The 14,577-nt window shown below is 71.4% G+C and carries 10 protein-coding genes; 5 read left to right on the forward strand and 5 right to left on the reverse strand.

Annotation, left to right across the window (positions count from 1 at the left end; translation table 11 throughout):
• Positions 1-12: 12 nt before the first annotated feature.
• Entirely contained in the window at positions 13-1,605 is a 1,593-nt protein-coding gene (gene thiC, locus O3438_RS26125; RefSeq protein WP_269682320.1) for a phosphomethylpyrimidine synthase ThiC, read from the forward strand.
• A gap of 153 nt (positions 1,606-1,758) precedes the next feature.
• On the opposite strand, the gene O3438_RS26130 is transcribed toward thiC, so the two are convergent.
• From O3438_RS26130 to O3438_RS26145, 4 genes are all read right to left on the reverse strand, one after another.
• Complete coding sequence (locus tag O3438_RS26130) at positions 1,759-4,782, reverse strand: hypothetical protein (protein WP_269682321.1); 3,024 nt, start codon at positions 4,780-4,782, stop codon at positions 1,759-1,761.
• Positions 4,783-4,859: 77 nt separating this feature from the next.
• The gene (locus O3438_RS26135) at positions 4,860-5,168 is read right to left on the reverse strand and encodes a cupin (RefSeq protein WP_088987605.1); all 309 of its coding nucleotides are present in this window, start codon (positions 5,166-5,168) and stop codon (positions 4,860-4,862) included.
• Positions 5,165-6,115, reverse strand: coding sequence for an LLM class F420-dependent oxidoreductase (locus tag O3438_RS26140; RefSeq protein WP_269682322.1), 951 nt, complete (start codon positions 6,113-6,115; stop codon positions 5,165-5,167). The genes O3438_RS26135 and O3438_RS26140 overlap by 4 nt, the downstream gene beginning before the upstream one ends.
• A gap of 2 nt (positions 6,116-6,117) precedes the next feature.
• Entirely contained in the window at positions 6,118-6,903 is a 786-nt protein-coding gene (locus O3438_RS26145) for an ABC transporter ATP-binding protein (RefSeq protein WP_145778920.1), read from the reverse strand.
• A 266-nt stretch (positions 6,904-7,169) separates the two neighbouring features.
• Here O3438_RS26145 and O3438_RS26150 point away from each other — a divergent pair, with 266 nt between their 5' ends.
• Both O3438_RS26150 and O3438_RS26155 read left to right on the forward strand, forming a co-directional pair.
• On the forward strand, positions 7,170-8,201 hold the full coding sequence (locus O3438_RS26150; protein WP_269682323.1) for an ABC transporter substrate-binding protein: 1,032 nt from the start codon (positions 7,170-7,172) through the stop codon (positions 8,199-8,201).
• 132 nt (positions 8,202-8,333) lie between these two features.
• Complete coding sequence (locus O3438_RS26155) at positions 8,334-9,161, forward strand: ABC transporter permease (protein ID WP_442929741.1); 828 nt, start codon at positions 8,334-8,336, stop codon at positions 9,159-9,161.
• Positions 9,162-9,411: 250 nt separating this feature from the next.
• Here the strand turns inward: O3438_RS26155 and O3438_RS26160 are convergent, their stop codons facing one another.
• The gene (locus O3438_RS26160) at positions 9,412-10,566 is read right to left on the reverse strand and encodes an ABC transporter substrate-binding protein (RefSeq protein WP_269683756.1); all 1,155 of its coding nucleotides are present in this window, start codon (positions 10,564-10,566) and stop codon (positions 9,412-9,414) included.
• A 468-nt stretch (positions 10,567-11,034) separates the two neighbouring features.
• Here O3438_RS26160 and O3438_RS26165 point away from each other — a divergent pair, with 468 nt between their 5' ends.
• Positions 11,035-14,169: a sensor histidine kinase gene (locus tag O3438_RS26165; RefSeq protein WP_269682325.1), complete on the forward strand. Its 3,135-nt coding sequence runs from the start codon at positions 11,035-11,037 to the stop codon at positions 14,167-14,169.
• On the forward strand, positions 14,166-14,573 hold the full coding sequence (locus O3438_RS26170; RefSeq protein WP_007465177.1) for a roadblock/LC7 domain-containing protein: 408 nt from the start codon (positions 14,166-14,168) through the stop codon (positions 14,571-14,573). Before O3438_RS26165 ends, O3438_RS26170 begins: the two co-directional genes overlap by 4 nt.
• Positions 14,574-14,577: the final 4 nt, after the last annotated feature.

Here is a 14,577-nt window from a genome sequence, read left to right on the forward strand (position 1 = left end):
AGGGAGGCTGTCATGCAGGCACGAGGCAAGGTGTACGTCGAGGGGTCCCGGCCGGACGTGCGGGTGCCGTTCGCGGAGGTGGAGCTGACCGGGGACCATCCGCCGGTGCGGCTCTACGACACGTCCGGTCCGGGGTCGGACCCGTCGGTGGGGTTGCCCGCGTTGCGAGGCCCGTGGATCGCCGAGCGGGGTGACGTGGCACCGGTACGGGGTGCGGGCACTCCACTCGCCGGTGTGGACGGTCGACGACCCACCCAGCTCGCGTACGCGCGGGCCGGTGTGGTGACGCCGGAGATGGAGTTCGTGGCGATCCGGGAGAACGTCGACCCGGAACTCGTGCGCGCCGAGATCGCCGCCGGCCGGGCGGTGCTGCCCCTCAACGTCAACCATCCGGAGTGTGAACCGGCGATCATCGGTAAGGCGTTCCTGGTCAAGGTGAACGCCAACATCGGTACCTCGGCGGTCAGCTCGTCGGTGGCCGAGGAGGTGGAGAAGCTCACCTGGGCCACCCGGTGGGGCGCGGACACGGTGATGGACCTGTCCACCGGTAAGCGGATCCACGAGACCCGGGAGGCGATCGTGCGGAACTCGCCGGTGCCGATCGGGACCGTGCCGATCTACCAGGCCCTGGAAAAGGTCGGCGGCGACCCGGTGAAGCTGAGCTGGGAGGTGTTCCGGGACACCGTGATCGAGCAGGCCGAGCAGGGCGTGGACTACATGACTGTGCACGCCGGGGTGCTGCTGCCGTACGTCCCGCTGGCAGTGGACCGGGTCACCGGGATCGTGTCGCGTGGCGGCTCGATCATGGCGGCCTGGTGCCTGGCGCACCACGAGGAGAACTTCCTCTACACCAACTTCGCGGAGCTGTGCGCGATCCTCGCGAAGTACGACGTGACGTTCTCCCTCGGTGACGGGTTGCGCCCCGGTTCGATCGCGGACGCCAACGACGAGGCGCAGTTCGCCGAGCTGCGTACCCTCGGCGAGCTCACGAAGGTCGCCTGGGAGTACGACGTCCAGGTGATGATCGAGGGCCCGGGTCACGTGCCGATGCACAAGATCAAGGAGAACGTGGACCTCCAGCAGGAGTGGTGCCACGAGGCACCGTTCTACACGCTGGGGCCGCTGACCACCGACATCGCGCCGGCGTACGACCACATCACGTCGGCGATCGGCGCCGCGATGATCGGCATGTTCGGCACCGCGATGCTCTGCTACGTCACCCCGAAGGAGCACCTCGGCCTGCCGGACCGCGACGACGTGAAGGCGGGTGTGATCGCGTACAAGATCGCCGCGCACGCCGCGGACCTGGCCAAGGGGCACCCGGGGGCGCAGGCGTGGGACGACGCGCTGTCCAAGGCGCGGTTCGAGTTCCGCTGGGAGGACCAGTTCAACCTCTCACTGGACCCGGAGACCGCACGGTCGTACCACGATGCGACGCTGCCCGCCGAACCGGCGAAGACGGCACACTTCTGCTCGATGTGCGGCCCGAAATTCTGCTCCATGAAGATCACCCAGGAGCTCAAGGAGTACGCGGCACGCGGCATGAAGGACAAGTCGGAGGAGTTCGTCTCCGGCGGTGGCCGGGTCTACCTCCCGCTGGCCTGACCGAGCGACAGCCGGCCCGGCCCGGTTCCGCCCGGCCCGGCCGACCGGGCGCGGCCGGGTCGGGCCGGTGATCGACTCGGGTTCACTGGTGTCGCGGTGTCCAGCCGCTCGGGATGGCCCGACTTCAGTGAACCCGAGTGGATCACGCAGGTCTCACTCGCGGTGGTGCCGGCCGGTGGAGCGCAGCGAACGGCGGGCGTTCCCCTGCTCCGGCTCGTTGTCCGACACCGGCTTGCTCAGGCCGGCGACCCAGTCGACGAACTCCTCGTCCTGAGCCGGCAGCGGCTCCGTCGCGCCTTCCGGATCCTGGTGCTCCTCGCTCCGGGACCGGTTGCGGCGGAAGAGGCCACCGAGCCGTCCCCGCCGGGAAGGTTGTTCCGCCACCTTGCCGGTCGTCGGCGTGGCATCGCCGCCGGCCGGGTCGTCGGTGTCGGCGGCGGAACCGGCCCTGGCCGGCGCGACCGGGAACTCCACGGCGCGCGGGTTCTCGGACGGCGACGACGGTCCGCTGCTGTCGGCCGGGCTCGAACGGTCCGGCGACTCGGCCGATCTGGTACGCCGGGTCGTGTCGAAGGCGTTCCAGGTGCTGGCCCGGCTCAGGTCCGGCAGCGGCGCCCGGTGTCGAGGTCTCGGCATCTGATCGGTCGCCGCCTCCGGACCGGTCGGCGCGTCCGAAGCCGTCGACTCCTGCCCGGGCGCCTGCGGCGGCACCGTCCAGGCCGAGGTGACCGGCCAGGGCGATCGCGCGGGCGTCCACCGGTCGGTGTCCGAGTTACCGGCGGCGGGGATCCCGAACAGCCCAGCGGTGGAACGGTCCTCGGTGGCCATCCGCGCGTCGGCGGCGTCGCCGGTCAGTTCGGCAGCGGACGCACTGGCCGGGTCCGCCGGTGACGCCGAGGAACTGGCGGCTGCGGTGGCCGGTGTGGCGGTGGTTGCGGCGGGCGGCGGCGCGGTGGGGTCCGTGGTTGCGCCGACCGGGGTACGCGACGGGCCCGCCTTCGGGTCGGCCACCTTCGACGTCGGGCTGGCGGCGGGTTGGGGCTTCGTTGTTGCTGCCTTCCGGTCGGCTGCTGCCGTCCTGATGTCGGCCGCGCCCTTCGTGCTGGCGGCCGTGGTGCGCGGCGGGTTGGCCGTCTCGGCCTCCGCGCCAGGTGCGGCCGGTGCCTCGGTGATGCCGGGTGCGACGGTCGGGTTCGCTGCCGTCGCGCGGGTCGGGGAGGCCTTGGCCTCCGGGTCGGAAGCTGTGCCTCCGCTCGCGTCGCTGCGCACCGGAGTGTCGGCCGGGGTGCCGGAACCGGTGCGGTCGGCGGACTTGCCCGGCCGGGTGACCTTCCTGGTGTGCCCGGTGGTCGTCTCGTCGGTGTCCCTCGACTCGGTTCGCGACAGGGCGCCAGGAGAGTCAGGTGTGGCCTCCGGACTGACCTTCGGCTTACGCGTCCGGCGCGGCTTGAGCGGTGCCGCCGCATCACCGGCGCCCGTGCTGGCTGCGCCCGTGCTGGCCATGCCTGTGCTCAGCGCGCCGGTCGTGCCCTTGTCGACTGCGCCGGCCGCACCGGTCGTGCCCTTGTCGACCGCGCCGGCCCCGCCGGTCGTGCCCTTGTCGACCGCGCCGGCCCCGCCGGTTGTGCCTGCGCTGGCCGTACCGACGCTGGTCGTGCCGACGCCCCGGTCGTCGGTCGGGCGGCCTTCCGTGCGTGGTGTCGAGCTGTCGCTCGGCTCGCTGTCGGCAGGGCCGGCCGCCGGAGCAGCGGCACCCGGGAGCCCGCCCTTGGCGCTGGTTGCCGTTGCGCCGGTCGTCGCTGCGCTGGTCGCTGCTGCACCGGTCGCTGCTGCGCCGGTCGGGGCGGTGCTGGTTGAGGCGGTGCTGGTCGCTGCGGCACCGGCGGCGGCGTCGGTCGGGCTGCTTGCCTCGGTGGTGGTCGGACGCTCGGTGTCGGCCGAGGAGGTGACCCCCTCCGGGATCGGCCCGCGGGTCCGCGTGTCGGCGGTGAACTCGCCGGTCGGATCGGTCAGCCAGGATGCCGGCTTGGTCAACGCGTCAGGGGTTGCCGCAGTGGCGGGGGCCGGACCGTGTTGGCCGCTCGCGGTGGTCGTCGGCCAGTCCCAGTGGGCCGGGACGGTGCGTACACCATCGGAGCCTTCGGCGGCCCACGGACCTGGGACGACGGTGGCCGGCTTCGTGTCGGTGGGCGGCTCCACGGCGGTGCGCTCGGCGGCGGCCGGCTCGTTCGGCGCATCCGTCGATGCCGCGCCCGGTAGCTCCGGGCCCGGGGGCAGCGGTCGCAGGATGTCGGAGGGCTCGATCGCCTCCGGGCCCGTGGTACGAGCGCCGGCTGGCCACCGCAGCAGCGCGGCCGCCGCCGCGCCGAGCGCGCCGGCGAGGATCGCGATCAAGGAGGCGTAGTAGGGGGTGGCCTGATAGCGGTCCACCGCGTCACCCGGGCCTGCGGTCAGGTACGCGAATGCCACCAGCACCGGCCCGGCGACTCCGGTGGCTCCGCTGACCAGTGGCGCCTGGCCGCGCCAACGGGCCAGCCCGGCGGTCGCCCCGCCGGCCAGCAGCGCCACGATGGGCAGCAGGAGCAGCGCCAGCCGTTGCGCGGCGGCGTCGTCCAGCCAGCTCGGTTCGAGGACGCCGAGCCGGACCGTCGGAAGTGGGCCGGTCGTGCCGAGCGACGGCAGCACCGAGATCAGTGCGAGCAGCCAGACCGCGCCGGCGACGGCCACCATGTTCCAGCCCAGCTCGGGCCGGAGCAGGACAGCGATCGCCGCGCCCGCTCCGATCACCGCGCCGAGGACGGCACAGATGCCCACCGCCCACACCGGATCCACCGAGATCAACTCGGCGGCGCGGGCGGGCTGCATGCAGAGCGGAGCGATGACTGTGGCACCGAGCGCCGCAGCACCGCCGATCGCCAACTGGCGGCCCGTGCCGGGCGGCGGCGAGTCGCGGCGAGCGAGGCGTCCGGTCAGGACGGCGCCGACGACGGCGGCGTTCGCAGCGAACCAGCCGACCCAGACGAGCTGGGTCGGCCACTGGTTGACGGTCGTACCGGTGAAGGCGCCGGTCAGCCGGACGATGCCGAAACCGTACGCGACGCCGAGCTGGCCGGCCCCGGCCAGCACGCTCACGCCGAGCGCCGTGAGCAGCAGTCTGCCCCAGGTCCGAAAGGCCATGTCGGGCACGTTACGCACCTGGTACACCCGACCGCCACCGGCGCGCCGCGCGGCGCGCCGGCTCGCGCTCGGCGGGTCTACTTGAGTTCGACCAGCCGGGCCAGGTAAGTCGTGTCTCCGACATTGGTGAGCATATGTACTGCGCCCGGGTCGCGGTAGACCACGCCGCCGGTGGGCTCGTCGGCGTCGATCCGGGTGCCGTCGATGGTCTGTACGACGTTCTTCGCGCCCTCGATCGCCACCACCAGGTAAGGGTGGTCATGCCGGTGCAGCGGCTGCCGCTCGCCGGGTTCGAGGCGGATGTGCCAGACCCGGACCCGGTCGTTCTCGAACACGATCTCCTGGCCCACCGGGCCGAGTTCGGTCCCGTCGATCACGTCGGTCATCGTTCTCCGTCCAGTTGGGGAAGCACCTCGGCGGCGATCAGTTCGAGGTGGTCGAGGTCGTCGAAGTCGATCAGGCGGAGGTGTACGCGGGTGGCGCCGATCGCGGCGAACTCGCCGATCCGCTGTGCGAGCTGCGCGGGTGAGCCGACCACCGGGTCCTCCGGGGGCAGCGCGCTCTTCTCGTGCAGGGGTGCGGCCCGCCGGCGGGCCTCCTCGTCGGTCCGGCCGACGGCCACGACGATCCCGGCGGAAAGCACCAGCGGTGCCCGCCCGGACTCCGTCCGCCCGGTGCGCTCGCACGCCTCCCGTACCCGGTCGTAGGCCTCGGCGGTCTCCGCGACGGACTTGAACGGCATGTTGAACTCGTCGGCGTACCGGGCGGCCAGCTCCGGGGTGCGTTTGGGGCCGCGACCGCCGACGATGATCGGCGGCCCAGGCACCTGCACCGGCTTGGGCAGGGCGGGCGCGTCCACCAACCGGTAGTGGTCGCCGGTGAAGCTGTAGGTCTCGCCGGACGGGGTTCCCCACAGCCCGGTGATCACCTCAAGCTGCTCGGCCAGCCGGTCGAAGCGTTCGCCGACCGCCGGGAACGGAATGCCGTACGACGTGTGTTCGCGCTCGTACCAGCCGGCGCCGATGCCCAGCTCGACGCGACCGCCGCTCATCTGGTCGACCTGCGCGACCATCACCGCGAGCGGGCCGGGCAGCCGGAAGGTGGCAGACGTCACCAGGGTGCCGAGCCGGATCCGTTCGGTCTCCCGGGCCAGCGCTGCGAGGGTCAGCCAGGCGTCCGTCGGGCCGGGCAGGCCCGGGTCGGTGCCCATTGCCTGGTAGTGGTCGGCGCGGAGGAAACCCTCGTAGCCGCAGGCCTCGACCAGCCGGGCGAACCGGAGTTGGGTGTCGTAGGTGGCGCCCCGGTGGGGTTCGGTGAAGACCGACACCCGCATGTTCATCGTCCTTCCGCGCCGGCCGCGGCCGGCTCGTCGCGTTCCATCAGCAGTTCGTGGAGGTCGGCGCTGACGCGCGCGACGTCGGCCAGATGGGCGTTGCGGCCCAGGGTGCGGGGCCGGGGGATGTCGACGTCGAGCACCTTGCGGATCCGGCCGGGGCGAGGGCTCAGCACGACCACCCGGTCGGCGAGCAGCACCGCCTCGTCGATCGAGTGGGTGACGAAGACGATGGTCGGCTTGTTCTCCATGTGCACCCGCTGGAGTTCGCCGGAGAGTTCCTCGCGGGTGAGCGCGTCGAGCGCGGAGAACGGCTCGTCCATCAACATCACCCGGGGTTCGCCGATCAACGACCGGCACAGCGACACCCGCTGCTGCATGCCGCCGGAGAGTTCGTGCGGCAGGCGCTTCTCGAACCCGGCGAGACCGGCCACGTCGAGCAGTTGCCGGGCCCGCTCGCGGTGCTTGGCGCGGCTCCAGCCGAAGATCTCCACCGGCAGCAGCACGTTGTCCAGCACCGTGCGCCAGGGCAGCAGCGCCGGCTTCTGGAACAGCATGGCGATGTCCTGGCGCGGGCGGGCGATCGGCGTACCGGCAACGGTGATCTCGCCGGCGGTCAGCGGGAGCAGCCCGGCGATCAGCCGCAGCAGCGTGGACTTTCCGCAGCCGGAGCGGCCGACGACCGCGACGAACTCACCCTCGGCGACGTCGAGGTCGATGCCGCGCAGCGCCTCCACTCGGCCGGACCGGCCTTCGAAGGTACGGGACACTCCGGACAGTCGGATCATCTCCGGCGGCCTCCGCTGAGTGGACGGTCAGGAATCCGACAAAGGCTAGCCCGCCGGTTCGTGTATCGCACCGTCCGGGGTGGTCGTCAGGTTGTTTCCGTTCCGCAACCCGATGCACCTGGCGTCGCAAGTGTGGGTTTCTCGTACGCTGTGCCCGCGAAGAGTCCCCCCACGACGGCGGCGCCGGCTTCCGCCCCTCATGCCGGCCCGTCATGACAACCCCTCCGGTGCCTGTCAGGCCCGGTCGGAAAGGACATGGTGCTTTGATGAGAAGGCTGACCCGTACGGTCGCTACGGCCGCGCTGGCCACCGCCCTCGCCTTTGTCTCCGCCTGCAGCAGCGGGTCGGACTCGGCCGACGACGCCAAGGGTGGCGACAGCAAGAGCCTGGAGAAGGTGACCTACCTCACCTCCTTCGGCAACTTCGGCCGTGACTCCTACGCCTGGGTGGCGAAGGAGAAGGGCTTCTTCAAGGAGGCCGGCTTCGACGTCGAGATCAAGCCCGGTCAGGGCACCGGCGGCGTGATCCAGACCATCGTGGGTGGCCAGGCCGACTTCGGCCCGGTCGACCTCACCGGCAGTCTGCTGCAGGTCGGCAACGGCCAGGCGAAGGACTTCACCGTGGTGGCCGCGATCCAGCAGCGCACCATGGCCGGCATCGCCTCGGTCGAGGGCAAGAACATCGCCTCCCCGAAGGACCTGGAGGGCAAGAAGCTCGCCGACACCCCCGGTTCCGTGGTCCGCAACCTGTTCCCGACGTACGCCCGGCTCGCCGGTGTGGACGTCAACAAGGTGACCTGGGTCAACGGTGAGGCGCAGGGCCTGATCGGCATGCTGGGCTCCGGCTCGGTGGACGGCATCGGCCAGTTCGTCGTCGGCCAGCCGACCATCGAGGCGGTCGCCAAGAAGAAGGCCGTCATGCTGCCGTACAGCAACGTGATGCAGGACCTCTACGGCAACGTGCTGATCACCTCCTCGAAGATCGCCAAGGAGAAGCCCGAGATGGTGAAGCGGTTCACCGCGGCGCTGCTCAAGGGCCTGGAGTACAGCCTGGCGAACTCCAAGGAGGCCGGCGACATCCTGAAGAAGAACATCGACGCCACCAACCCGGTCGCCGCCGCCGCCGAGCTCGAGCTGATGGCCGCGTACGTCCGTTCCGGCAACACCGGCACCGCGATCGGCACCCTGGACAGCGGTCGGGTGGCCAAGAGCATCGCCATCCTGCAGGGCGCGGGCGCGCTGAAGCAGAACATCACCCCCGAGCAGATCATCGACTTCAGCCTCGCGCCGAAGGCCTGATCGTCCGGTCGTCACCAGGGGGTACGTTCCGCCGATCCCGGTGGGGCGTACCCCCGTCGCTCGTCGGCCCCACCGGGGCCGTGAGATTTCGAGGAGGACAAGATGACCGACGTCCGGTCAGCGGACCCGGCGGTGGCGGCGACCCCGACCCCGGGTGCCGGCCCCGAGTCGGGGCGTGCGGGTCGAGGTGCCGGTCTCCGGGCCGGAGCCGGGGCGGCGCTGCCCGCGGTCGGCCTCCTGATTGCTCTGGCGGTGTGGTGGCTGACCGCCCGGCTGGAGCTGATCCACCCCGCGGCGCTGCCGCCGCCCGGCGACGTGCTCACCGCGTTCGTCGACAAGCCCGCCCAGATGCTGGAGCACACCTGGGACACGATGCTGGAGATCCTGTACGGGTTCGCCCTCTCGGTCGCCGCCGGTGTCCTGCTCGGACTCTCCCTGGCCAGCTCCCGCACTGTCGAGCGGATGTTCACCCCGCTCCTGGTCGCGGTGAACGCGGTGCCGAAGATCACGCTGGGCCCGCTGCTGGTGGTGGCGTTCGGCTGGGGTCAGACGCCGATCCTCACCATGGTGTTCCTGCTCTGCTTCTTCCCGATCGTGCTCTCGACCGCCACCGGCCTGACCACCACGCCGGCCGACCTAGCCGAGCTGGTGCGGTCCTGGAACGCGTCCCGGTGGCAGGCGTTCCGCAAGGTGCGTTTCCCGGCCGCGCTGCCGCAGATCTTCGTCGGGCTCAAGGTGGCCATGCCGTTGGCCGCGATCGGCGCCGTGATCGGTGAGTTCCAGGCCGGCGAGAGTGGCCTCGGCTTCGTCATCACGCAGTACGCCGGCGTCGGCGACACCGCCACCGCGTGGGCGGCGATCATGCTGGTGGCGCTGGTGAGCATCCTGCTCTACTCGGCGCTCCTGCTGACCGAGCGGATGGCCCTGCCCTGGGTCCGCGAAACCACCAGCAGCCGCTGACACCAAAGAGCGAGATCAAATACCGGCACCGTGACGCGGACCGAGACCAACTCAAGATCAACCCAAAGAAACGCGAAGGGCCGGCCCCCCACTGGGAGGCCGGCCCTTTCGTCAAAGCCGCAGGCGAGTCAGGTGTGGCCGACCGTACCCGGCGGAGGGATCAAGCCTGACCGCCCGGAGCCGGGGACGGTCGGCCACACCCCCGGCCTGGCGTACGACGAACCAGACAGCCACGAGAGGCCCGAGAGCGTTACCCCGCCAACCGCCAGCGGCCGTTGCGGGCGACCAGAGTGGTGAGTGCCTGCGGCATCAGGCCGCTGTGGTTGTCGGGCGTCATCCGGATCGGCCCGGACAGGCCATCCATCTGCGACGTTTCGAGCACGTCCCGGAGGCCGTCGCGGTCCACCTTGCCGATCTCACCACCGGCCCGCAGTTCCGCGTCGGCGATGAGCTGGACGGCGTCCGCGGCGAAGGACGACGCCCCGTTGTAGCCGCCGAAGCGTGCCGTGTAGTCCTGGAACCACTGCCGCCGCGCGGCCTTGGCCGGCGTGGTCGCGATCACGTCGTCGATCGCCATCGTCTGGGTGAAGATCAGCGTCGCACGCTCGGTGGCCTTGGCCGCGCCGCCGAGGAAGAGGTCGCCGGCCGCCCCGGCGTCCAAGAACAGCGACCCACGGAAGGTGGTCTGCTGGGCGCTGGTCGCGGCCAGCATCGCCTGCTCCGGCGGGGTCCAGAAGACGAGCGCGTCCGGCTTGTTCGACGCGAGCAGCCGGACCTGCTGGTTCACGTCGGTGTCGGTGATCTTGGCCTTCTGCTCGCGGAGCGCGATGTTGGCCTTCTGCAACTCGCTCTTGAGCGCGGCCATGCCCTCCCGGCCGTAGTCGTCGTCGCTGACGAGCGCCCCCACCTTGCGGACGTTGTTACGTCGCAGTTCGGTGGTGAGTGCGGCGGCACTGTCGGCGGCGTTGGGGCCCAGCTTGAACACGTAGCGCCGTTCGGCGACCGGGCTGGCGACCGCGCCGGAAGCGGCGAGCGCAATGGTGGGAATCCGCTTCTCGTTGATGGTCCCCACGGCACCGAGCGCGCATTCGTTGCAGCCGCCCATGATGATGGCGCTGACCTGAGAATCGCTGCTGAAGTCCGCGATGTTGCGAAGCGACTCGGCGGCGTCGGAACGGTTGTCCTTGAACTTGAGTTCAATCTTCCGGCCGTTGAGTGCTCCGGAGGAGTTCAACTGATCGCGCTTGAGTTCGAGGGCTCGCTGGTATGTCCGGCCGACGGGGGCCGCGGCGCCGGACAGTTCGAGGTCGACGGCGATCACGATCGGACTCGTGTCCGTGTCCGCTTCACCGAACTGGCAGCCGGTGAGCGTGGTGGCCACTACGGCCGATGCGAGCGCCGCGATGGTCGCGGAGCGGATGGGGCTCAACTCAGTCCTCCAGGTGCGGGCGCGGGCGCTGCCCGGTCACCGCCGCTAAACCGTCCTCAGTGGAGGGCGGGATCTTCTCTGCCGTACGGTGTGCGCGAAGCCTGCAAAACCTTGCCAATGGCCGGCGCTGTGGTCAAGCGCGGACCCCGGCATCGCTTTCGGGACGGTCATCCCACATGCTGGGGTAACGCAATGTTTGCAAAAGCTCACTTTGCACACACGCGTGACCACTCTGGAGTCACATGCCCTGTTCAGGGGCTTGCGGAAATGAAGGTATCAGTTGCCCGGAACACGGGATGCGCTCCGTCCGACCGTTTCCTACCTCACTGCGGCTTCCCAAATCCGATCTCTTCTGATGAAATCGCGGCCGTGCCGCGCGTGGTCCCCTCCGCTTACGGCATGGCTCGGCGGGTCAGGCGGGGAAGAAACGACGGAGGCGATGTCGTGAGCACCGGACCGACGGCCCTGCCCACACTCGGCGACAACACTCGGCGTCCGAGCCGACGGTTGCCCAGACTGCGGGACGCACGAATCCGGTCCAAGCTGGCGCTGATCCTGGTCGTCCCGGTGGCGGCGGTGATCGCGCTGGCCACGGTCCGGTTGATCACCGTCGGCGAGGGTGCCCTCGACGCCACCCGAGCCCGTTCGTTGACGGCCCTCGCCGTCGACGTCAGCGCCCTCACGCAGGATCTTCAGAGCGAGCGGATGGCCGCGGCGGCCTACCTGGCCACGCCGCAGCAGCCGGCGGACGCGTACAACCTGCGGGTCCGTCAGACGCAGCAGCAGGTGGACGAGTACCGCGCCGAGCGGGGCCGGGTCGGCGAGGTGCCGGCGGCCCTGCGCGAGCGACTCGCCGTCATCGACGAGCACCTGGCCACTCTGGACGGCACCCGCCAGGAGGTCCTGGACCGCCGGCAGATGGCGGTCGCCGAGGCGGTGCTCCGCTACGGCGTCATCCTCACCGACCTGGTCGCGTACGGCGACGGCCTGGCCCAGTTGCCCGGCTCCGAAAGCCTGGCGGACAGCCGCCGCGCGGTCGCCGCCTTCGCCCGCGCCAAGGCTTCCGTGGCCGAGGAGCAGGCGGTCGCCTTCACCGCGCTGACGGCCGGTCAGCTCGACTCGGAGCAGTTCTCCTCGTTCGTGGCGACGCTGACCAGTCAGCAGGAGTCCCTGGTCGCCTTCTCCCTGGCCGCCGACCCGGTGCAGCGGGCACTCGTCGACAGCACCGTCTCGGGTGACGCGGTCGGTCTGGCCGACCGGGTGGCCACCGACATCACCCGCTCGGTCGGGCAGCGCCCGCTGGTCAGCGCGCAGGACGCCACCGCCGCCATCGGCGCCGTGAACGACCTGATGCGCTGGGCCGAGATCCAACTTCAGGACCGACTGCTCCAGCAGGCCGACGAGGCGCGCTCGGACGTCATCCGGCAGGCCATCGTCGAGTCGGTCCTGGTGCTGCTGACGCTGATCATCGCCGTGACGCTGGCCGTGGTGCTGGCCCGCTCGCTCAACCACTCGCTGCGCCGGCTGCGAGAGGGCGCCCTCTCGGTGGCGAACCACGACCTGCCGGACGCCGTGCAGCGGTTGCAGACCATGGGCAGCGTGGGCGACGGCGGGGTGGACGAGATCGTCCGCCAGGTCCGGGACCCCATCCAGCTCAACAGCCGCGACGAGGTCGGTCAGGTGGCGGTGGCCTTCAACGTCGTCCACCGCGAGGCGGTACGGGTCGCGGCCGAGCAGGCCGCGCTGCGTACCAGCGTCTCGGCGATGTTCCTCAACCTGGCCCGCCGTAGTCAGACCCTGGTCGACCGGATGATCGGTGAGCTGGACGCGATCGAGCGTGGCGAGGAGGACCCGAAGCGGCTCGCGCAGCTCTTCGAGCTGGACCACCTGGCCACTCGAATGCGCCGCAACGACGAGAACCTGCTGGTTCTGGCCGGTGCCGACTCCGCCGTACCGCGTCGCGACGACGCCCTGGTGGTCGACGTCCTGCGGGCCGCCCAGTCCGAGGTGGAGCTGTACAACCGCATCGAGTTCGGAACTGTGGACACCGACATCTCGGTGGCCGCGCACGCGGTCAACGACGTGGTACGCCTCGTCGCCGAGCTTCTCGACAACGCCACCCGGTTCTCGCCGCCGAACACCACAGTGGTCGCCGACGGTCGCCGGATCCGCGACTACGTCCTCATCCAGATCGAGGACCGCGGGCTCGGCCTCACCGACGAGCAACTCGACTCGCTCAACCGCCGGCTGGCCGCCCCGCCGAGCGTCGACGTCGCCGCGTTCCGGCTGATGGGTCTGGCCGTGGTCAGCCGGCTCGCCTCCCGCTACGGCATCCGGGTGGAGCTGCGTCGCAACGTGGAAGGCGGCACCGTCGCCCAGGTGACGTTGCCCGCTGCCACTGTCGTACTGCCCAGCAGCCGGGGCCGCGACCAGGCGCTCACCCGCCCGCGTCAGCCGATGGCCGTTGAGCAGGCACCGCTCACGCCGGCCGGTCACGCCGAGCAGTTCGCCGGTGCCGCGACCTCGGCGGCGACGCTGCCGGACCAGTGGCGGACGAGCACGCCGGCAACCCCGCAGTGGCAGTCCCCACTGGACTCGCGGGACACCACTCCGGCGGTGCAGGCCGGTGGGTACGCCGGCACGCGCTCGACGGTGCCGCCGGCACCCGCAGCCCCGGCGCCCGTGGCGCCGCTCCCGCCGGCACGGCCCTCGTACGGCAACGGGCTGGGCGCCTCGACGGGCAGTCCCACGGTGGCCTACCCGACGATCGACCCGTTGCCCCGGCGCGGCTCGACCTCGGACGCCGAGGACGGGCGCGCCGTCAACCCGGGCCTGCCGGTCGGGCCGGTCGCCGGACTCGGCGCGGTGGCACCGCCCGCCGCCCCGTCGGTGCCCGCCGCACCGGTCAGCACCCGTCCGGACTTCCCCGCCGAAGCGCCGATCTTCCGGGAGATGGAGGCGGTCTGGTTCCGGTCGCACGGCGACGACGCCACCGCGATCTTCACCCGGCCGAACTTCGACGAGCCGCCGGCGACCACGGCGGCTTCGGCCGACGCCGGCCCGCGTACGCGCGGCGACGCCCGGCCGACTGCCGCTCCCGTGCCGGCCGCCGCGCCGGCCCGGCCGAAACTGCCGACCCGTACCCCGGGCACGTCCAACACCGACGGTGCCGCCGCCTCGGGCGGCGGGGGTCTCGGCGGCGCGAGCACGGGCGGGCATGGCACGCCCCCCTCGGCACCTCCGTCGTACGCTCCGCCTCCGGCCGCCCAGCCGGCCGCAGCGCCCAGCGCGCCGTCTGCGGACCCGCAAGCCTGGCGGACGGCTGCGGACGAGGGCTGGTCGCGGGCCAGTCGGGCCGCCGAGCCGGCCCCGGCCGGGACCACCCGGTCCGGGTTGCCCAAGCGGGTGCCACAGGCACAGCTCGTGCCGGGCGGCATCGAACCGAAGAGCGGCCGGGACCGCAGCCGGCGGACCCCGGATGAAGTACGTGGTCTGCTGTCGGCCTACCACCGCGGCGTACAGCGCGGTCGGACGGCCGGAACGGACCTGAACAGCACCTCGACCAAGGAGAGCCGATGAACAGGCCAGCTGCCATGCAGGACATGGGTTGGCTGCTCACCAACTTCGCCGACAGCGTGGCGGGTATCGCCCACGTGGTGGCGGTGTCCGCCGACGGGCTGCTGCTCGCGTCCTCCCGGGATCTTCCGGGGGACCGGGCCGACCAGCTCGCCGCGATCACCTCTGGCGTGGTGAGCCTGACCGAGGGCGCGGCCCGGATGTTCAGCGCGGGCGGGGTGTTGCAGACAGTCATCGAGATGGACAGCGGGTACCTCTTCCTGATGTCGATCAGCGACGGCTCGTCGATGGCCGTCCTGGCCGCGCGGAGCTGCGACGTGGGCCAGGTGGGCTACGAGATGGCGCTGCTGGTCGAGCGGGTGGGCGCCGCGCTGGTGCCGCTGCCGCGGGACGCGGTGCGTTCCTAGCAGC

Origin of the sequence: Micromonospora sp. WMMC250 (assembly GCF_027460215.1) — a bacterium.
In the GTDB taxonomy this organism is placed as follows: Bacteria; Actinomycetota; Actinomycetes; order Mycobacteriales; family Micromonosporaceae; genus Micromonospora; species Micromonospora taraxaci.

What these genes read in the sequence shown, in the direction of transcription:
- thiC (WP_269682320.1), top strand. Translation starts at nt 13, where the DNA reads ATGCAGGCACGAGGCAAGGTGTACGTCGAGGGGTCCCGGCCGGACGTG.
- O3438_RS26130 (WP_269682321.1), bottom strand. Translation starts at nt 4,782, where the DNA reads ATGGCCTTTCGGACCTGGGGCAGACTGCTGCTCACGGCGCTCGGCGTG.
- O3438_RS26135 (WP_088987605.1), bottom strand. Translation starts at nt 5,168, where the DNA reads ATGACCGACGTGATCGACGGGACCGAACTCGGCCCGGTGGGCCAGGAG.
- O3438_RS26140 (WP_269682322.1), bottom strand. Translation starts at nt 6,115, where the DNA reads ATGCGGGTGTCGGTCTTCACCGAACCCCACCGGGGCGCCACCTACGAC.
- O3438_RS26145 (WP_145778920.1), bottom strand. Translation starts at nt 6,903, where the DNA reads ATGATCCGACTGTCCGGAGTGTCCCGTACCTTCGAAGGCCGGTCCGGC.
- O3438_RS26150 (WP_269682323.1), top strand. Translation starts at nt 7,170, where the DNA reads ATGAGAAGGCTGACCCGTACGGTCGCTACGGCCGCGCTGGCCACCGCC.
- O3438_RS26170 (WP_007465177.1), top strand. Translation starts at nt 14,166, where the DNA reads ATGAACAGGCCAGCTGCCATGCAGGACATGGGTTGGCTGCTCACCAAC.